This is a genomic window from Azospirillum sp. TSH100 (assembly GCF_004923295.1).
GTDB lineage: Bacteria > Pseudomonadota > Alphaproteobacteria > Azospirillales > Azospirillaceae > Azospirillum.
This window is the reverse complement of sequence record NZ_CP039640.1, coordinates 121,080-138,662: the sequence shown is the minus strand read 5'-3', so window position 1 is coordinate 138,662 and position 17,583 is coordinate 121,080. Positions and strand designations below refer to the sequence as shown.

The 17,583-nt window shown below is 65.7% G+C and carries 17 protein-coding genes; 5 read left to right on the top strand and 12 right to left on the bottom strand.

What is annotated here, in order from left to right:
• Positions 1-16 precede the first annotated feature (16 nt).
• Both E6C72_RS30735 and E6C72_RS30730 read right to left on the bottom strand, forming a co-directional pair.
• Positions 17-553 carry a phage tail protein gene (locus E6C72_RS30735; protein ID WP_109085368.1) on the bottom strand — a complete coding sequence of 179 codons (537 nt, stop codon included), beginning with the start codon at positions 551-553 and terminating at the stop codon, positions 17-19.
• A gap of 30 nt (positions 554-583) precedes the next feature.
• Positions 584-1,129: a phage tail protein gene (locus tag E6C72_RS30730; protein WP_109085369.1), complete on the bottom strand. Its 546-nt coding sequence runs from the start codon at positions 1,127-1,129 to the stop codon at positions 584-586.
• A 659-nt stretch (positions 1,130-1,788) separates the two neighbouring features.
• Between E6C72_RS30730 and E6C72_RS31940 the strand changes: the two genes are divergently transcribed.
• Complete coding sequence (locus E6C72_RS31940; protein ID WP_158280143.1) at positions 1,789-1,953, top strand: hypothetical protein; 165 nt, start codon at positions 1,789-1,791, stop codon at positions 1,951-1,953.
• 180 nt (positions 1,954-2,133) lie between these two features.
• Positions 2,134-3,288: a JmjC domain-containing protein gene (locus E6C72_RS30725; RefSeq protein WP_109085370.1), complete on the top strand. Its 1,155-nt coding sequence runs from the start codon at positions 2,134-2,136 to the stop codon at positions 3,286-3,288.
• Positions 3,289-3,315: 27 nt separating this feature from the next.
• On the opposite strand, the gene E6C72_RS30720 is transcribed toward E6C72_RS30725, so the two are convergent.
• Genes E6C72_RS30720 through E6C72_RS30710 form a run of 4 tightly spaced genes read right to left on the bottom strand, consistent with a single transcriptional unit; the run spans position 3,316 to position 7,460 of the window.
• Positions 3,316-5,247 carry an asparagine synthetase B gene (locus tag E6C72_RS30720; protein ID WP_158280144.1) on the bottom strand — a complete coding sequence of 644 codons (1,932 nt, stop codon included), beginning with the start codon at positions 5,245-5,247 and terminating at the stop codon, positions 3,316-3,318.
• A complete protein-coding gene (locus tag E6C72_RS31935; protein WP_158280145.1) occupies positions 5,244-6,152 on the bottom strand; it encodes a hypothetical protein in 909 nt (302 codons plus the stop codon). Before E6C72_RS31935 ends, E6C72_RS30720 begins: the two co-directional genes overlap by 4 nt.
• Positions 6,152-7,189, bottom strand: a complete 1,038-nt coding sequence (locus tag E6C72_RS30715) for an aspartyl/asparaginyl beta-hydroxylase (protein ID WP_199228728.1) — start codon at positions 7,187-7,189, stop codon at positions 6,152-6,154. The genes E6C72_RS31935 and E6C72_RS30715 overlap by 1 nt, the downstream gene beginning before the upstream one ends.
• Positions 7,182-7,460 carry a PqqD family protein gene (locus E6C72_RS30710; RefSeq protein WP_109085373.1) on the bottom strand — a complete coding sequence of 93 codons (279 nt, stop codon included), beginning with the start codon at positions 7,458-7,460 and terminating at the stop codon, positions 7,182-7,184. Before E6C72_RS30710 ends, E6C72_RS30715 begins: the two co-directional genes overlap by 8 nt.
• Before the next feature lie 213 nt (positions 7,461-7,673).
• On the opposite strand from E6C72_RS30710, the gene E6C72_RS30705 reads away from it, so the two are divergent.
• Positions 7,674-8,420 carry a trans-aconitate 2-methyltransferase gene (locus tag E6C72_RS30705; protein WP_158280146.1) on the top strand — a complete coding sequence of 249 codons (747 nt, stop codon included), beginning with the start codon at positions 7,674-7,676 and terminating at the stop codon, positions 8,418-8,420.
• Positions 8,421-8,464: 44 nt separating this feature from the next.
• On the opposite strand, the gene wbaP is transcribed toward E6C72_RS30705, so the two are convergent.
• A complete protein-coding gene (gene wbaP / locus E6C72_RS30700; RefSeq protein WP_158280147.1) occupies positions 8,465-9,850 on the bottom strand; it encodes an undecaprenyl-phosphate galactose phosphotransferase WbaP in 1,386 nt (461 codons plus the stop codon).
• A 325-nt stretch (positions 9,851-10,175) separates the two neighbouring features.
• Here wbaP and E6C72_RS30695 point away from each other — a divergent pair, with 325 nt between their 5' ends.
• A complete protein-coding gene (locus tag E6C72_RS30695) occupies positions 10,176-11,198 on the top strand; it encodes a radical SAM protein (protein WP_109085376.1) in 1,023 nt (340 codons plus the stop codon).
• Positions 11,199-11,211: 13 nt separating this feature from the next.
• Here E6C72_RS30695 and E6C72_RS30690 read toward each other — a convergent pair whose 3' ends face one another.
• Positions 11,212-11,967 carry an FkbM family methyltransferase gene (locus E6C72_RS30690; protein ID WP_109085377.1) on the bottom strand — a complete coding sequence of 252 codons (756 nt, stop codon included), beginning with the start codon at positions 11,965-11,967 and terminating at the stop codon, positions 11,212-11,214.
• 91 nt (positions 11,968-12,058) lie between these two features.
• Here E6C72_RS30690 and E6C72_RS30685 point away from each other — a divergent pair, with 91 nt between their 5' ends.
• Positions 12,059-13,219: a hypothetical protein gene (locus E6C72_RS30685; RefSeq protein ID WP_136700883.1), complete on the top strand. Its 1,161-nt coding sequence runs from the start codon at positions 12,059-12,061 to the stop codon at positions 13,217-13,219.
• Here E6C72_RS30685 and E6C72_RS30680 read toward each other — a convergent pair.
• From E6C72_RS30680 to E6C72_RS30665, 4 genes are read right to left on the bottom strand one after another with little or no spacing between them, the layout of a single operon-like run.
• A complete protein-coding gene (locus E6C72_RS30680; protein WP_109085379.1) occupies positions 13,210-14,157 on the bottom strand; it encodes a hypothetical protein in 948 nt (315 codons plus the stop codon). The genes E6C72_RS30685 and E6C72_RS30680 overlap by 10 nt on opposite strands.
• Entirely contained in the window at positions 14,154-14,987 is an 834-nt protein-coding gene (locus E6C72_RS30675) for a glycosyltransferase family 2 protein (protein WP_109085380.1), read from the bottom strand. The genes E6C72_RS30680 and E6C72_RS30675 overlap by 4 nt, the downstream gene beginning before the upstream one ends.
• Positions 14,984-16,276, bottom strand: a complete 1,293-nt coding sequence (locus E6C72_RS30670; protein ID WP_109085381.1) for an O-antigen ligase family protein — start codon at positions 16,274-16,276, stop codon at positions 14,984-14,986. The genes E6C72_RS30675 and E6C72_RS30670 overlap by 4 nt, the downstream gene beginning before the upstream one ends.
• Positions 16,273-17,514 carry a glycosyltransferase family 4 protein gene (locus E6C72_RS30665; protein WP_109085382.1) on the bottom strand — a complete coding sequence of 414 codons (1,242 nt, stop codon included), beginning with the start codon at positions 17,512-17,514 and terminating at the stop codon, positions 16,273-16,275. Before E6C72_RS30665 ends, E6C72_RS30670 begins: the two co-directional genes overlap by 4 nt.
• Positions 17,515-17,583 lie beyond the last annotated feature (69 nt).

Below are 17,583 nucleotides of genomic sequence, written 5' to 3'. Positions count from 1 at the left end.
ACCGAAACTCCTTCGATTACGCCCGTACCGGGTAAGTACCCTGGGTGCAGATCATGAAATTGACCGGCTGACAGGGCATAATATTAGAGTGAGGGACGCCGTTTCCGGCAGAGTCGATCACACTGGTGGCCATCGGACGCAATTGTGCGTTGGCTGCGGTCGTGTTCGGTGCGAATTGTGCGTCAGTCCCGGTAAGGGCGCCCAGAAGCGCGTTCTTTGGCGACTGGACATCGGCGGTGGTCGTGGTGGCCACCATCGTATGGGTATGTATCGGCATAGTGGCGCCGGTAAGGCCCACCTCTTCGGCGCCACCTGTAGCTCCCAGCACACGGTTCGTCAGGTTCGTGCCCTGCCCCTGGCCGACCGGGACCCGGCTGCGCATGTCCGGAACACAGAAATTCGTGGTACCGTTGCCGCCGAACGTGGTGCCGATCAATGAGAAAAGAACCTGATACTGTGACACGCCGAGCGCATTACCATTGCAGATTGCAAAATATTCAGGGGCATAAGACCCCATGAACATCCTTATTTCGCCAACAAAAGAATCCACCATAATCAATCTCCTTGCAGAACAGACCGGAAATCAATTCCGAGACGGGTAGATTCCCGATGTGCAGATGCAGTAATTGAGCACAAGGAACGGCTGGATGTTTGCATGCCCGGCGTTCCCGCCCCCAGTATCGATGGACGCCGGATCCAAAGCGGTGGTGGATGCGGTGGTGGAGCAGTAGGTAGGGCTGCTATCGATCACATCGGCGAAAATGCTGCCGCGCAGCGTGGCTGAATTTGCCTGACTGCTGCTCGCCTTGAAGGAATGCGTGTGCGCCGGAAGCTGTGATGTCGTCACTACCACCGTTTCCGATCCACCCGCTTTTCCGGCCTGATAGGTGGTGATGGGAGCGTTGGCGGGCCTGTTCGAGTTGGTCGTCATGGCCAGCGGCGTCCGGCCGCGCAGATCGGGAATATTGAAATTTGTTTTTCCATCTCCACCAAAAGTAGAGCCCAGCAGGCTGTTCAGTGCCGCGTTCTGCGCAATCGTCAGAGTGGCGCCGTCGCACAATGCCCAATCCGCCGGGGCCCAAGCGAACCCGAATAGCCTCAATTCACCAAGAAAATAGTCAGCCACCATATCCTCCCTGGTTTTCAACGCTCACGGCTATCGGCCGTTTGGCCCAGGGCGGGCCGGCGAAAGGATGTCCCATCCCCTATGTCGATGTCTATTATAAACGGGTAAAATACATTTGATTTTAGGCTTGACGTTGCATTGTTAGCGAAGATCATATCTCATGATCGATATATTTTTCGATAACACAACTCGAAAGAGTCTTGCGTGGCGTGCCCATGGCGAAAGCACGAAGAAAATTTGCAATGATTGCAAAAGGTATTGTGAAAATAATTTGATGGTACTCGTTGAAATCAAAAAGTTCAACATGTGTATTTCTATAAATGAAAGGTGGCCAAGCAGTTTTCCATACAACGGCATGTATATGACGAAATTTTTTGAGGAAGGTGTCGGAAGCCTGGTGGAGAATTGGGCTGCTTCTTCGGATCTGAAGCTTTGATTCCGCGGGCCTGTCCCGCTGGTGCATGCGGTTCGGACTCCCGGCTGCGGTCCGCCCGGAAAAACCGACGCCTTCACGGACAGGTGAAAATCCCGGCATTCGGATAGCGTGTCAGGAGGGGCGTCGACGCGGTGGAAATTCCCCATGGGGATGAAAGCTTGACGCTAATCCGCAAATGGCCGATTTTCGACCTCAACGACCGACGTCGCGTTTTGGAGATTTGAAGATGACGACGAAGCTTCCCTCCGATGAAGGCCCGCGCAAGGAGGGGGCTTGCGTCAAAGCCGCCTGGATCCGGCCGGTTCTGGAAGAGGTGGATATCGTCACCGTGACGCAGGCCAACAGCAACGCCGTCGCCGATCAGGATCCCAATCAGACGGCTTCAGGCTGAAGCCGTCTGATTGGGATTTTCGGTGACCTATAAGTTCCCCGGACTTTACACCTGAGCGGGGCGGAACAGCGGGTGCGGTCGGCGCCATGGCTGAGATGCGGCGGTCAGCCGCCGGGTGGCATGATCCGGCGCTACTCTGTTGTCGAACCGTGCCGGGGCGTCATCCAGAAGAGCATCTCCATGATTGCCTCCTTGCAGGCTCTCCTGTCTCCCCATGACCCGGCCGAACTCCATGCCGCGGTCCGCGAGCGTCGCAGACTCCATCTTCGGACGGGCAACAGGGAGCTGTTCCGGCATCTTCTGCCCTGGTCCGCCTTCAACCACATGCTTGGCTCCGACCGCTTGCTGGACGACCGGACCCGGATGGTGCGGCGGGGCCGCGATCTGCCGCGGGAGATGTGGACCTATATCAACCAGGATCTGAAGCGGGTGGGGCTGCCGGACCAGTTGCAGCGCTTCTGTCACGAGGGGTTGAGCATCGCCATCAACGATGTGGATGGGATTCCCGCCATCGCCGCGTTGAACGCGATGATGGAACGGTCGCTCATGGCCCGCGTACAGACGAATATCTACGCCAGTTTCGGCCGTGAAAGCGCCTTCCGCACCCACCATGACACCCACGACGTGCTGATCCTGCATCTTCACGGACGCAAGCGCTGGTTCTGCTATGGGCACCGGCCGGATGCCTATGCGAAGACGGCCGTGGTTCCCAACGAGGCGCTCGGCCCCCCGCAATGGGAGGATGTCCTCGAACCGGGGGATATCCTGTATGTGCCGCGCGGCGACGTGCACCGGGCATCGGTGGAGGGGGAGGCCTGCCTGCACCTCACCAATGCCCTGCTGTGGCCACGGGGAACGGATCTGCTGCAATGGCTGGCCAAGGATGGAATGCCTGGCATCGACTTCGACCCGGACGTCCCCGTCTACGGCACGGCGGAGGACATGCGCCGCTATGAGCAGACCCTGCGCGCCACCTTGAGGCATCTGGCCGATACGCTCGATCTTGGGTCGTTCCTGTCCGCCTTCGGGCGTAACCGGCGCGCGAAATCCCCGTTCAATCTCGGCCTGTCGTCCGAACTGGCTCCCGACGTCTGGGCGCGACCCATGCTGCGCCAGGATGTTTCCCTGCCGGCCGAGGGAGAGGCTGCCATTCCCGTCAACGGCGGTACGCTCAGGCTGGATTCGCAGGAACGGGCCGTCCTCGCCGCCCTGCTGGATCGGGGAGCCTGTCAGATCGCCGATCTGCCGGCGCTGACCGGCCTCGCCATGGAGGCGGTCCGCGCTTCGGTGGGCAGTCTGGCGCGCCGGTCCCTCATCCTCCTCGAGGAAGACTGAGGGCGCGGCCCTTGCGTCCGGCCAGCGTCAGTTTCCGCCGCTGGCCCGCCGGGTGAAGATACCTGCGGACAGGCCGCGGGTCAGTTTCATGAAATGACGGCGAAGGGATGCGGGGTCGCTCGTGACTGCGCTTTCCAGCGTGTCGGCGCTTGTGCGCAGGCTGTTCAGATCGACCAGATCGGCACAGTTTCCGATGCGGGCCTGCCGCGCCAGCTCCTCCCGGATTGCCGGGCGGGCTTTCAGCAGGATGGCTTTCCAGTCGGCGGTCTGCGTTCCGACTTGCGGATTGTCCAGGATCTCCTTCGGGATCCGGTCGGCGAAGGCCCGGCGGAACACGTCCTTGCAGCGCCCGTTGCGCAGAAACCGCTCTTCCGGCAGGGACAGGCAGAATTCCAGCACCCGGCGGTCGCTGGTGGGGTCACGGCGATCCACCCCGAATCCGGCATTGGCGGCGGCGTTCAAGGGACCGGAATCGCGGCAGCCGATCATGAACTCATGCCATTCCGGCCAGCTCCGCACTCTCCTGAACATCGCCGACTTTCTCCAGGCGTCGTTGGGCAGGCCCAGGGTTTCCAGCCTGTCAAGCCGGGTGGGGATCAGCTCCAGCATGTTCGGCGTCCTGTTCAGCAACCGGCGCCGGACCGAGAGCAGCCAGGACGGCATCAGGGGCCAGAAGGCGGCGCGCAGGGCCGCCTTGCGGTCCGGGTGGATGCCCGCCGAAATCAGGACGTCCATGTCGCGCCACAGGGAAAGCCATTGCAGGCGCGCCGCCTGCCGCATCAGCAGATGTTCGCCGGTATAGCTCAGCCCCATGTTCCCCAGAATGCCCGTCAGCACCACGGGGGCGCCGTCCCGTGCCGCCCGGCTGTAGATCTCGTAGACCCAGGCGGTGCTGAGCGGATTCATGACGGGTTGGTCCGCCAGGAAGATCATCTTCTCGATCACCGGCAGCAGATCCGCATCGTGGGCATGGACCAGATGGTGGTCGATGTTCGGATACCGGGCAGCCATCAGCGCCGCCAGCGGCCCCTCGTCGGCCCGCAGCAGGGGATGGTGGGGGGGATGATCCCCCGGCACGGGGACATTGGTGTAGGCGTGCAGCCGCCGCCCCTGCTGCGCCAGCAGCGGTGCCGCGCAGCTGGCGACGGCGGTGCTGTCCATGCCGCTGCTCAGCATCAGGGCGGTGCCGCCGGTGCCGCGCAGCTGGGCTTTCACCGCGGTCTCCAGAACATCGCGCAGGCCATCGGCGTCCTCCTCGCCGCGAACCCGCCGGCGCGGCACTCCGAGCGGGTTCCAGTGACGGCGCTGCTCGATCCGGCCGTCCGGGGTGACGATGGCCAGATGACCGATGTCCAGCCGGCTGACCCCCTGATAGAAGCTGCGCGGGCCGGTGAGGGGAAACAGCATCTGCCATGTGGCCAAGCGCACCGGATCGGGGCCGGTCGGCACGTCGGGCAGGGCCAGCAACCCCTTCGGCATGCTGGCGAAGGCGAACCAGCCCCGTCCCACATGGTAATGCAACGGTCGGGCGCCGGCATGGTCGCGGGCCAGCAGCAGGGTACGGGCGTCCATGTCCCAGGCGGCGAAGGCGAAGTCGCCGCACAGACGGCCCAGCGCGTCTTCGCCCCAGCGCTCCAATGCCGCCAGGATGAAGGCGGCGTCGCACATCAGCGCCTGTTCGGCCGGAGCGATGCCCATGGCCCGCCCCAGTTCCTCGCGGTTGTCGATGCGGCAATCGGCGACCAGACGCAGGCGCCCTCCTTTTCCGGCAAGCGGCTGGCGGTCGAAGCGGTCTTCGGGAAGAAAGCGCATCAGCCGGTGGCCGAGCGCAATCTCCCCGCCATTCCACAGCCCCTCGCGGTGCGGGCCGTACAGGGCAAGGGCGCGGCCGACCCGCTCGCAATCGGCCTTCGCGCCGGGCCTGCCATCCGGATACCAGACGCCGGCAATCGCGCTCATGCTCCGTTCTCCGTGATCCGTTCGATATGGGCTGCCAGCTCGTCCAGCCGCGAGAGGTCTCTGGGGCGGCGCAGGGCGAAGACCGGCACGCCGGCCGTCAATGCCGCGGCCCAATGGAAAATGACCGGCGTCGCGCCCATGAAGGTCGCCAGCCGCAGCCGGTAGACATAGCGATGCAGGGACGCCGTGGCGGCGGCGGATCCCAGCCGTTCCGCGACGGGCCGCTCCACCGCATGATCCGACGACAGCACGAACAGCGCCGCCAGCGGGCGGGGCCGCGGATCGAACAGCCTGTCCGACGCGATGGTGAACTTGTCTTCTCCCGCTTCGAGGCGGGTGTCTTCCGTCATCGGGTCGCCGAAGGCGCCTGCCGCCTCCGCCCACAGCCGCAGGTCGGGGGCGCCGGGCCATACCCGTCCCGTGACAGGGTCGATGACGGCCTGATCCTCCGCCAACAGCCGGTGGCCCCGCTGCATCAGGGCGCGGGCCGTCGTGCTTTTGCCTGCCCCGCTGTCGCCGGCGATGGCGACGGCGCGCTCCCCCAGCGTGACGGCACAGGCATGCAGGGGCGGCAGTCCCCGCTGATGCAGGAGGATGCCCAGGCCCGGCCCGATCAGCCAGCTTCGCACCAGCCGCCGGTCCAGCCCGTCCGGCACCTCCACCCGCAGCGCCCGACCATTGTCGAACAGGAACCTGATGCCCTGGAGGGTGCGCAGGATGCAGGTTCCGTCGGCATGCATTTGGAAATGCGGCTTGGCCCGGACGCAGTCGGCCGTGGGGATGGGCAGGGGGCCGAAGGTCACCGTAACGTCGGCAGGCCGATCCGGGTCGATGTCGGGCGCCAGGGGCAGTGCCGCCGCGGATTGGAGGACCAGCCCGCCATATTGGTATCGAAACACGTCCATCACCGTTCGATCCTGCCGGTCAGCAGGCGCAGCCCCTCCAGCCGTTCGTAAGGGGTGCATAACAGATCGCGCGCAAGCTCTGCCACTTCCGGCGAAACGGCCGCCCGCTTGTGCCCATCATCGGGCCGGAAGGGCCGCAAGCCTGCCGGATCCTTGGCGTCGATGCCGGCGGACCGGGCCAGGGCCGCCGCTTCGTCCGGTTCGGCCGTCAGTCCCAGCCAGGGCAGGATTTCCGTGGTCAGGGCGCCCGGCAGGCTGCCGTAGGGCACCAGCAGCCAGTTTCCGGACGCCTGCCGCATCACGCTGTCGGCCACCAGAGTCATTGATCTGGCCAGCATCTGGGCGGCGAACGCGAGGGGGGAACGCCGGACCTGCGACGGCGGCAGGCCAAGGAACAGGCTTGCCGGCGCCGGATTGGCCGCCCGGCGCATCCATCCGGCCGGTCCATCCTGCAAGGAGACGAGGATTTCCTCCGGCTGACGGTAGATGAAGAGTTTCGGCACCGCTGGGAAGGCCGCCTCCAGCAAAGGCAGGTGCAGGGCGTTCCAGCTGGACAGTTTCAGAATGAACCGGTCCTGATCCGGCCGTTTGGCGCGTGCCAGTGCCGCGACCACCTGACGCAGCGCCCGATGCCGGTCGGGCGGCGGCAGGAAAGGCCAGCGGCCGTCCACGCTCAGGACCATGTTCAGCGCCTGGGGCTCGGACAGGACATGGCAGCGCGACAGCAGTGACAGACCGCGCGAAACCAGGGTGGAGCCGCAGCGCCCGGCATGCAGGATCAGCGCTGCCGGTTCGGGCGCTCCATCCGCCTCCGGCAGGTCGGCTTGCCAGACGGCACCCGCCCTGGCGATCCGGTCGGCCAGGAAAGGCAAGGTCGGGTCGGTGCCCGCGATGTCTGCCCAATCGGCGATGATGCGGTCGCCCCGATGATGAAGGCCGACCGGGACCGGCTGTGCGCAGGCTGGGTGTCCTGCCGCCTGATCGGCAACCGCCCCGGCTTCAGTCGCTTCAGCTCCAGTCGCCCCAACCTCAGTCATGGAGGCGGATCAGTTTCCTGTCGGCCATCTGCTGCAGCAGATCCAGAACGTCGCGCTCGATCACCTCGGCCGGCGCCTCATAGTGTTCGCCAAGAAACCGGCAGAGGTCGGCGACCTCCCGCGGCTGTTCCAGGGTCTTCCAGATCACGGAACCGATGCGGTCCAGATTGAAATAGCGTCCGCTGTCCATGTCCATCATGACGAATTCGCCCTCGATCTCCGTGGAAAGAAGATCGGCATTGATTGATACGACACTGGAAAGCTGGATCATCGTCCATTGCTCCATGGAAAGGGCGCAAGCTTTGTTGAATTGGGTCGCATGACACCGGAAGCGCTTTGAAGCGTGAATCCGAGCGCCGAACATAGGGCTGCCGCTTCCGGCTTGTCCATGCGCGGGGGCCAGGCCGGCCCGGACCAGGCCTCCGGCTTGACAGGAGACCAGCTGCTTCGCATAAGGGCCGGAATCCGACAGTGCCGGGCGTCCATGATGCGACCAGGGGATCTGAGGCGGGCCTTCCTGCGCACGGCGCCGGGCTGCTGGCTCCGCAGCCTGCGTCATTTGCGCGACCGGGCTTGGCGGGAAGGGTTGCGCCTGCGCCTGCGTCCACCCGCGGGCCTGTTCCAGCCCGAGGCGATCACCGCTCCCGACCGTTACGGCACCTTGTTCGGCAAGGCCGCCGGCCTGCTGGGCGGCCCGCTGGTCGATGGGCCGGCGCTGCGGCTTCTGAGCTTCGGTTGCGCCGATGGGGACGAGGTCTTCGCCCTGCGCAGCTATTTTCCCGCCGCCGCCATCGTCGGGCTGGACATCAATCCCGCCAACATCGCCCGCGCCCGAGAACGTCACCGCCGGGCGGGCGGTGATCCGCGCCTGCGCTTCGAGTGCGCAGCCAGTGCCGCCGGGGAGGAGCCCGGCAGCTTCGATGCCGTCTTCGCCCTGGCGGTGTTCCGCCACAGCGATCTCGACGGCTGGCCCGATCGCTGCGACCGCATCCTGCCCTTCGCGGCGGTGGCGCGGGAAACCGGCATCCTGGCGGACCGGCTGCGGCCGGGGGGACTCTTCGCGTTCGCCAACAGCCATTACCGGGGCGGCGATCTGCCTGCCCTGGCCGGCTGGACGCGCGAACATGTCCGTTCCCCGCGTCCGGCCCCTGTCTATGATCCCGGTGGACGGCTTCTGGGAGGGGGGCTTCAGGATGAAGGGCTTTGGCGCAAGCCGGGCGGCAGCCGGTAGACCGGCCTCTCCCGGACAACGACGGCCACCCGGATGGCGGCCGTTCAAAATGCACCGATCCGGCGCATGACCACCGGGACGGTGTTCGCCAGGATCGCAAGGTCGTGCCAGAGCGACCAGTTCTTCACATACCACACGTCGTACAGGACGCGGTCGGCATAGCTGGTGTTGCTGCGCCCCCGGACCTGCCACAGGCCGGTCATGCCCGGGCGGGTTTCCAGATAGAACACGACGTCGCGGCCATAGAAATCGAGTTCCTGCGCCGTGACCGGCCGCGGACCGACCAGGCTCATGTCGCCGCGCAGCACGTTGAACAGCTGTGGCAGTTCGTCCAGGCTGGTTGCCCGCAGGAAGCGGCCGATTCTGGTGACGCGCGGGTCGTCCTGCAATTTGAAGCGGCGCGACCATTCCGCCGCTGCCTCCGGATGAGCTGCCAGATAGGCCGCGAGCATGCTGTCGGCCTTCGGGTCCATGGTGCGGAATTTCAGGCAGCCGAAGGGGCGGCCGTTCCGGCCGATCCGACGGTGCCGGTAAAACACGGGACCGCCATCGGACGCGATCGCCATTGCAAAGACGGCGAACACGGGCAGAAGCAGGATGCCGAGGATGCTGGCTACCGTGAGGTCGAAAAGCAGCTTCACCGTCCGGCTCAGCGGCTGTCCCAGGTTGTTGCGCGCCTGCAGCATCATGACGTCGCGGCCGATGAAATAGATCGGATCGAAGCCCAGGATAGGCAGGCCGCGCAGCGGTGGGATAACGGCGAAAGGCAGGCGTTCCCGCACAAGGTCGGCAAGCAGCGCCCCGCGTCCCAGCATATCGGTATCGGACAGGGCCAGCACCACCAGCCTGGCCCCCTGCTTCTCGCACAATTCCGACCAGGACTGGCTGGCGATGCGCGTCTCCACCTGTTCCAGCGGCAGCACCTCCATCACCGCATAGCCCAGGCTGCGTTCGGAGGTCAGCGCCTCGCAGGCGTCCTGCACGCCATCGCCGCTGCCCACCACGATGACCGGGAGGCGCCATAACCCCTGGCTGTCGAGCAGGCTGCGCGCGACCCGTCGGGCAAGCGGGATCAGGACGATGATCAGCAGCCAGGATCCGACCAGCCACAGACGGGAAAAATCGCGCTTGAGCGCGAACATCAGGAAGCCATCGGCCAGCAGCATCAGCATGCATCCAACCACGACGTCCCGCAGCCCGGTCCAGGCGGGCAGGCGCCGCCGGTAATGGCCGGCGGTGTGGAGGCGCAGCAGCAGCAGGCCGGCCAGCGGCAGATACTGCGCCAGCCGGTTCCACATGTTGTCGGCGATGAAATCGAGATAGGGCAGGCCGAACGTCTCGATATTGACCGCTATGGCGAGCAGGGCGGCCCCGCCGAAGGCAAGCAGGACGGCGGCGGCATCCATGGCGAGCAGGACACCATAATGCATGGCTTCGGCCCGTCTCAGCCTGTCCAAGTAGGCTGTCGTACCCTGAGATGCGTGCAATGAGCCGTTTTGCAGGATCGACATTTTATTACAATTTTAGAAAATTCTTTTGCAGGATATGCACTCCCGACGGGCGAAGCCAGAATGAAGTGCAGCGTATCGTCGTTTTTCCGGTTGTGTATGTCAAACAGGAGAATGGGAAAAATCATGCCCGGCCGGCTGATGCAATCCCCAACACTCCCGGCTGCTGTTCTTTCCACTGGCTTAAGCTGGACGATCATGCTTCAACGGTTCGAATCGATCATCGCCCAAGGGCATTCAGGTCGCCATGATTAAGGCAGACAGCGGCACCCTGCTCAAGCTGAATGCGCTCATCCGCAGTAATCGCCTGAAATTCGCCGGGGTTCTGGCCGCCGATCTGCTTGGGATCCGCTATACGATCGTGCGGTTGGACCCGGTCGTCGCCTGCAACCTTCGTTGTGCCATGTGTTATTTCAGTGATCCCGGATGGTATGCCGGAAATGCCGGCCCTCGCTTCACGCCGGAGCAGGTCGAGCGCATCGCCGGCGATTTCTTTCCGGAGGCGCTGCAACTCTTCATCGGCTGCGGTTCCGAACCCACGATGTGGAAAGGCTATCCGGGGATCGTCGGGCTGGCCAAGCGGCATGGCGTGCCCTTCGTGTCGCTGGTCACCAACGCGCAACTGCTGACCCGTCCGGCCGTCGACGAGATGCTGGCGCACGGGCTTGATGAAATCGTCGTTTCGGTCCATGGCACCCGGGCCGAGACCTATGAAACGCTGATGAAGGGCGCCCGCTGGCAGCGCCTGCACGACAACCTCGCCATGCTGGTCGAGGCGAAGCGCGCCGCCGGGCTGGAAAGGCCGATGCTGCGTCTGAATTATACGGTCAACAACGACAATCTGGCACAGATGACGGCGCTGCTGTCCGTGTTCGGTTGCTACGGCCCGTCGACGATCCAGATCCGGCCGATGGCCGATCTCGGCGACACCGCTTACACGGACAAGGATCTGCGGCGCTCGCTGGACGCTTACAATGCCGGGATCGCCCGGCTGCGGCGCGACTGTGAAACGGCGGGTGTGCGGCTGCTCGCCAACACCCAGGATCCGCTCTACCGCAGCGAAAACCAGCGGGCGGTGGTCTATGAGCATGCGGTGCTGCGCTATATCGGACCGCAGCGGGTGTGGCGGGAGGGGTTCGATCCGATGACCGAATCCTACGGCATGCTGAAACGGCGGACCGGTTTCCGCAGGTCGCTGCTGCGCTGGGCGGCATTGGGTTCGTCCGACCTGGAACGCGCATCCACCCTTTCCACCTCGGATGTGTTCTGAAGCAGACGGGGCTTCAGGCGGGAAGCGCCACGGTGGCCCAGCGGCAGCGCTCGACGGGGCGCATTCCCTCCTCGGCGTCATGCAGGCGGTATCCCGCTTGCGACAGCAGGTCCGTCACCGCGTCCGCATTTTCTTCCCCAACCTCGAGAACCAGCGCCGGCCGTGTCTTCAGGACGCCGGCGGCCCCCTGCAGGACCGCAAGCTCGGCGCCTTCCACATCGATCTTGATCAGATCGGGCCGGAAAGCATCGTCGAGAATCTGGTCCGCCGTACAGCCCCCGACCACCAATGTCTCCCGGACCCCGCCGCGTTGCGAGTGCCCATATCCCCGGATGGAGTTGGAAGCGCGGCCGCGCGCGGCGATCTCGAACCGCACCGGCCCTGCCCGGTCGGTCATCGCACAGGCGGCCAGGGTCACCGGCGCATAGCCGGCGCCGGCCAACCCATGGGCCGACCGCTGAAGGACCGAGCAGAGCCAGGGGTCGGCCTCGACCAGCAGAACCTCGCCGGACGGCCCGGCCATCCAGGCCGCGGCGAATCCGAACAAGCCGAGATTCGCTCCGATATCCCAAATCTTCATGCCGGGCCTGACCAACCGGCGGACGGCGTCGAACAGGAGCGGCTCGGCCGCGGCCAGGTCCGGCCGCAGCAGCCTCAGCCCGGCATCGGGCGACACGACGATGCGTCCCGGTCCGAAGCCGGACGGCAGCCGGCGCCGGAACGTCACACCGCGGGACAGGCGTTCGGCGACATGTCTCAGGCTCGGCATCGGAAAGTCTTTTCAGTGGAGGCGGGCAGCCTCTTTCTCCTATCACGACCGGGCACTTCTTGCCTGCGGCCAGATAAGGATCAGGACAACGATGGCACCCGCTGGAAAAGGCCCCGTCGTCACCGTATTGGCGCTTCTGCTGTTCGTCCCCTCCGCCGAACTCGCGGTCAAGTTCCTCGGATGGCCGCTGACGGGGGCCTATGCGGTCGGGCTGGTGCTGGCCGGCGCCGTCATCTTCGCGATCGAACGTCACGACCGGCTCGCCCCGCTCGTTCAGCGCCGGGAATGGCTGCTGGCGGCTGGGTGGATTCTGGTGATGGCGGTGCTGCTGGCAGTGGTCTATCCGCTGGCGCAGTCGGGAGTCTATGGCCGCGGCAGCGACCGGGACGAGGCGCTGACCGCCGGGATCCAGGCACTGTTGGACCTGCGCTATCCCTATTACGAGCGGACCTATTTCGGTGGCCGCCTCTCCCCCATGCCGGGGGCGCTGTTCCTTGGATTGCCGTTCCACCTGATGGGCAGCGTGGCGATCCAGAATTTCGTCTATGGCGCCGGCTGCATCCTGCTGGCCGCCCGCGCGCTGTCGGGCTGGCGCACCCGCTGGCTGCTGCTGCCGCTGCTGACCCTGGGGAACATCGCCTTTCTCCAGGATTACGTCACCGGCGGGGATTTCGTTCTGACCAGCCTGTATGTCGGCGTCGCCGTCTGGGTGAATGCAGGCGCCATCGAACGGGGAGAGGGCGGACCTTCCGCCATGGCGAAGGCTGCATTCCTGGGGCTGGCGCTGTGCTCGCGTCCTATCTATGCGGTGGCCGCCGTCGCGCTTGCCGCCCATGCACTGCGGCGTCAGGGACTGCGGTCGGCCGCGGCCTTCGCCCTTACCGCCGGAACGGCCGCCGCCATCCTGATCCTGCCCTTCTATCTCTATGATCCGGCGGCCTTCCTGCCGTCGCACATCCTGAACTTCATGCCGCCGCCGCTGCGTTGGCTCGATACCGCCCTGCCGGCCGCGGCGCTGCTGCTGGCCACGCTGCCGGTGGTCCGGCCCATGGATGTCTGGGGTCTGTTCGCGGTTACGGCCGCCGCGCTCGGGCTGATCCTGGTGCCGGGGGCGGCGGTCCGCATGGCGACCGACAATCCCTCTCTCTATTACCTGGCCCCGCCGGCGCTCTATGCCGCCGCCGCCCTGCTTGGGCGGATGGGACGGCGGGAAAAGGACCGAGCGGGGAAGGGTAGGGCAGTTTACCAGTAGGCCGCGTTTTCGACCAGCCCGGCGGCCTTCGGGGTTTCCTCCGGCAAGGGCCGGCGCCAATGCGGGTTGGCCAGCCCGGCGATGAGGGCATCGTCGTCGAAGCGCCGGCCGTGGATGCCGAACAGGACCTGGGTGGACCCGCCGGTGTGGATGCCGATGCTGCCCAGCCGCTTGGCATGGGCGCACAGCGGAATCGACAGGGCTCCCGCCCCGATCAGTGCGACGTCGAACGGGCTGCGTTCGAGCTGGCTGGCCAAGTCCTCGCAGCGGGCGAACCAGTCGGGATGGCTGGGGGGAACCAGAGCCGGACTGAAGGGGGCGGCGACGATGCGCAGGTCGAAATCCGGCAGCGGTGTCGGCTTCCCGCTCCACAGAAGATGGCGCCGTTCATACTGGACGGCGGCGGTGCGGGCGAAGGGGGTTACCAGCACGACCCGACGGCCGGCCAGGGCATGGCTCCATGGCTCGGCAAAACGGTAGGGTTCAAGCGCTTCCAGGCCGATGCAGCGGGCCTCCGGCGCGGCCTCGCGCACCACCCGCGCCTCGCCGGCATTGTACCAGACCCCCAGCAGGTCGAGGGTGCCCAGCCTCTCCAGCCAGAATTCGCAGAAGCGGCCCAATGTCCGGTCGTCGGCCGGAAACACGCCCGGCCCGACCAGCGCCTCTTCCCGCAGCCAATTGGGGAAACGTACCGGACTGCCGCTCATCCAGCGCAAGGCAAGGCGCAGCTCCGAATTCCCGATCTTGCCGATGGCGGCGGGGCGTCCGTCGCGGATGACGCCGGCGATGAGATGATTGCCATCCTCCGGGGTGGCGACCGGCCGGCTGCGGGCGAACAGGGCGCCGCGCAGTTGGCGCGGCAGGCCACGCAGTCGGTATCCGGGATCGACGTGCCGGGCGATCCGGCGCAGCCGGTTGCGCAAGGCGACACCGATCATGGGCCGCCCGCCCTGCTCCGCAGCGGTTCTCCGCCACCATTCAGGGCGCGGCGCAGCCGCCACAGCGTGGCAACCGGATCCCGTGACCATTTCCGCAGCCGGGCAACGGCGCGGTGCAGCCCATCGGCCGGAGCCGGTCCGCGCCCCAGAAGCCGGGAGGTGATCCGGGCCTGCTCCTCCTGATACACCGCGTTCAGACGGCCGGAGCCGGAGATGGAATTGCCGTGCAGGGTAAAGACCGCCAGGGCCTCGTCGATGCGGTGGAAACGTCCACCGGCAAGCACCAGCTCGGCCAGCAGTTCTCCGTCCCAGCAGGTGCGGTTGGCCGGATTGAAGCCGCCCGCCGCCCGCACCGCGTCGGTGCGGAAGAACATGCTCTGCTGCACGAGGCTGAGGCCGCCGAAGGCCAGCAGCCAGGGCGTCAGCGGCGGCCGGCTGGCATGCGCCGTATAGCGCCGGCCGATGCGGTGGTCCTCGATGATGCCGTGCCCATAGACCACGTCGGCCTCCGGGTTGTCGGCGAAGGCACGGACCGCCTGCGTCACCGCGCCGGGCAGCAGCCTGTCGTCGGCATTGAGGAAGCCGAAAAGGGAGCCGGTGGCGGCCGCCAGCCCGCGCCGCAGCCCGTCTGCCGGTCCGTCGTCTGGATCAAGGATGACATGGCCGAGCCGGTGCCGGTGGCGTTCGATGATGGCACGGCTGCCGTCCGTCGAACCGGGGTCGACCAGGATATATTCGATGTCCGGATGGTCTTGGTCGAGCACCGACAGCATCGCCGTTTCCAGGAACTCCGCCTGGTTGTGGCTGAGGGTGACGATGGACATCCTCATCGGCCGTTTCCCTGCCGTGTCCGGCCGGCGGAGCTGCTGGAAGCGGAGGCTTGTGATTCGGCGTCCAGCCGCAGCAATGTGACCGCCACCACGATGGCGAAGCTGCTCATCACCCGGTTGGTCAGACCGTATGGCGAGAAGGGAATGGCCCAGCCCAGCATGACCAGCGTGAGAATGACGATCGGATCGGCGAGCGACCTGTTGTGGATCAGCACCAGGATGGTCCGGGCCAACAGGAAAAGGGCATAGAACCAGAACAGCGCCGACAGGATGCCGCCCTCCACCCAGGCGCCCATCAGGTGCGAATGGGTGGGAATGAGATCCCGTTCCTCCGGCAGCATGTCGTCGACCCGTTGGCCGGACTGCTGCCAGTAAAGGGTTGAATAATATTCATCCTCCGCCCAGGAGCCATGGCCCAGGAACGGCTTTTCCTTCACCGCCTCGATGGCGATCGGCAATTCCGACCGGCCCGACAGCAGCACCCCGCGGTCATCGACCTGATCGAAGAATTTCTCCTGCTCCTGCTGACCCAAAAGCCCCTGCTGGGCCGCGCCTGCGTACAGATCGATGATCAGAACGCCGCCGGCGGAGAGAACCAGGACCGACACTGCGATTTGCAGCGAGGCGCCCCAGGCCGAAATGACGCGCCTGCGATTGCCCAGCGCCAGGGAAAGCCCCAGCAGAATGGCGGTCATGAAGACCATGCCGCCCATGCTGCGGAAACCAAGCTGCAGGTTGAGAAGTCCGATGGCTCCGCACAGCCCCAGGGCCGGAAGATACAGCCGCTGTTTCCACAGCCATCCGGCGCCGGCCACCAGCAGCATGGTCGTCCCGACGCCATACCCGAACTTCCAAGGCTCGGTTTCGGCATAGAGCGACGGGTTGAGATAGGCCCCCGCCACCAGCCCCACCGCCATCGCGACATACGTCGCATGGATGTTGCGGATCCTGTTGCCGCAGCAGATGCAGAAGCCAAGAAGCAGCATGACGGTCATCAGGGAGCGTGCCGCCCCGCGCAGCATGTTCGCGCTGCTGCTGCCGTTCACGATGTCGCTGACATACTGGGCGCCGCACCAGACGAGCGCCAGGATCAGCAGCGTGCGGAGCGGCCCTTCGATGGGCGGAAAGCGTCCCGCCAGCAGGCCGAGCGCCACCAGGGGGATCAGCACCAGTTCGGTGCCGGTCAGCCGTCCGACCAGATCGATGTCCACACCGACCGGAAACCCGACCGCAAGGCAGACCAGAATGCCAAGTCCGGCGTTCCGTAGCTTTGCGTTCGCAGCGGTCATGATGCCTCCTGGTTGCGCGGCGGCAAGCCGACCGCCATCCGCAGCCCACGCAAGTCGGCCTCGAAATCCCACTCGTCGATGATGGTGCGGCTGAGCGCGCCCATGCGGGAGGCCCGCTCGGGATCGGCGAGAACCGCCGACAGGGCGACCGCCAGGGCGTCGACATCGCCGGCGGGAACCCTGAAACCGTTTTCGCCATGGCGGATCAGGTCGTGGGCGCTGCCCACCTGATCGCACACCACCACTGGCTTGCCCAGGTTCATCGCTTCGTTCACGACCAACCCCCAGCTTTCGCCGACCGATGGCAGCACGAAGACATCGCATAGATCATAGAAACGGCGCAGCTCCCGCTGCCCACGAAAGCCGGCGAAATGGACCGTATCGAGACCGTGCGCCGTCTCCTTCAGGACGGCCAGCATCTCGCCCTCGCCAACATAGACCAGATGCGGCCGTCGTGCCGCGGCGGCCGGGGACAGGCGGCGGAAGGCCTCTAGCAGGAGGTCGGGGTGCTTCCGGCGCAGCAGCCTTGATGCATACAGGATCACCGGGTCTCCGTCCGGCAGCCCCAGTTCCTGGCGCAGGGCTGCCCGGCCGGTGCCGTCCTCCGCCTGGAAAAAGGCGTTGTCGACGGCGTAGGGAACGGAAACGATCTTGCCGTCCGGAATCCCCAGCTGGCGGTAGTAGGCGGCGTTCCGCGATCCGATGGCGAGAAACCGCTCCGCCGCCGCGTTCAGCGCCGCGAAATAGAGCGGCTTGACGGTCCGCTTCAGCCAGCTGCGCCTGCGGCTGACGTCGTGCGCCTCGTCGCGGATCATCACGCGGATGCCCAGCGACCGCGCCCAGGCCATCGCCAGCCAGTGGGATGGACGGTTGTAGCCGTGGATCCACAGCCAGTCGAACCGGCCTTCCTTCAGGATGCGGCGCAGGTCGCGGCAGAAGGGCCACCAGAAGGATGGGGTGGCATCGGCGCCCCAGGCAGGGACGATGCGGTGGTCGAAGCCATCGGTCAGCGGAACGTCCCATTCGACGGATCTGGCGAAACCGGGATCGTAATGCGGCCGCAGCGAGGAATCGCTACCGAAGAGGACGGTCAGCGCGATTCCCGGCTCACGGGCGACCCGCCGGAACAGGGCGCAGGAATAATGAACGGGGTGGGTGATGAGGACCGCGATGCGGACCGGAGGAACCGTGTCATCTGCCGGCCGACCCGGATCGACGGACAGGAACGGGGGGGCCATGACAGGAACCGGTTGAACAGCGATGCTGTTCAGTAGCGGCTGGCGGGTGGGATTGCAAGACTGCCGCAG

What these genes read in the sequence shown, in the direction of transcription:
- E6C72_RS30720 (WP_158280144.1), bottom strand. Translation starts at nt 5,247, where the DNA reads ATGAGCGCGATTGCCGGCGTCTGGTATCCGGATGGCAGGCCCGGCGCG.
- E6C72_RS30705 (WP_158280146.1), top strand. Translation starts at nt 7,674, where the DNA reads ATGATGCGACCAGGGGATCTGAGGCGGGCCTTCCTGCGCACGGCGCCG.
- E6C72_RS30670 (WP_109085381.1), bottom strand. Translation starts at nt 16,276, where the DNA reads ATGACCGCTGCGAACGCAAAGCTACGGAACGCCGGACTTGGCATTCTG.
- E6C72_RS30735 (WP_109085368.1), bottom strand. Translation starts at nt 553, where the DNA reads ATGGTGGATTCTTTTGTTGGCGAAATAAGGATGTTCATGGGGTCTTAT.
- E6C72_RS30675 (WP_109085380.1), bottom strand. Translation starts at nt 14,987, where the DNA reads ATGAGGATGTCCATCGTCACCCTCAGCCACAACCAGGCGGAGTTCCTG.
- wbaP (WP_158280147.1), bottom strand. Translation starts at nt 9,850, where the DNA reads ATGCATTATGGTGTCCTGCTCGCCATGGATGCCGCCGCCGTCCTGCTT.
- E6C72_RS30715 (WP_199228728.1), bottom strand. Translation starts at nt 7,189, where the DNA reads ATGACTGAGGTTGGGGCGACTGGAGCTGAAGCGACTGAAGCCGGGGCG.
- E6C72_RS30680 (WP_109085379.1), bottom strand. Translation starts at nt 14,157, where the DNA reads ATGATCGGTGTCGCCTTGCGCAACCGGCTGCGCCGGATCGCCCGGCAC.
- E6C72_RS30730 (WP_109085369.1), bottom strand. Translation starts at nt 1,129, where the DNA reads ATGGTGGCTGACTATTTTCTTGGTGAATTGAGGCTATTCGGGTTCGCT.
- E6C72_RS31940 (WP_158280143.1), top strand. Translation starts at nt 1,789, where the DNA reads ATGACGACGAAGCTTCCCTCCGATGAAGGCCCGCGCAAGGAGGGGGCT.
- E6C72_RS30690 (WP_109085377.1), bottom strand. Translation starts at nt 11,967, where the DNA reads ATGCCGAGCCTGAGACATGTCGCCGAACGCCTGTCCCGCGGTGTGACG.
- E6C72_RS30710 (WP_109085373.1), bottom strand. Translation starts at nt 7,460, where the DNA reads ATGATCCAGCTTTCCAGTGTCGTATCAATCAATGCCGATCTTCTTTCC.
- E6C72_RS30695 (WP_109085376.1), top strand. Translation starts at nt 10,176, where the DNA reads ATGATTAAGGCAGACAGCGGCACCCTGCTCAAGCTGAATGCGCTCATC.
- E6C72_RS31935 (WP_158280145.1), bottom strand. Translation starts at nt 6,152, where the DNA reads ATGGACGTGTTTCGATACCAATATGGCGGGCTGGTCCTCCAATCCGCG.
- E6C72_RS30725 (WP_109085370.1), top strand. Translation starts at nt 2,134, where the DNA reads ATGATTGCCTCCTTGCAGGCTCTCCTGTCTCCCCATGACCCGGCCGAA.
- E6C72_RS30685 (WP_136700883.1), top strand. Translation starts at nt 12,059, where the DNA reads ATGGCACCCGCTGGAAAAGGCCCCGTCGTCACCGTATTGGCGCTTCTG.
- E6C72_RS30665 (WP_109085382.1), bottom strand. Translation starts at nt 17,514, where the DNA reads ATGGCCCCCCCGTTCCTGTCCGTCGATCCGGGTCGGCCGGCAGATGAC.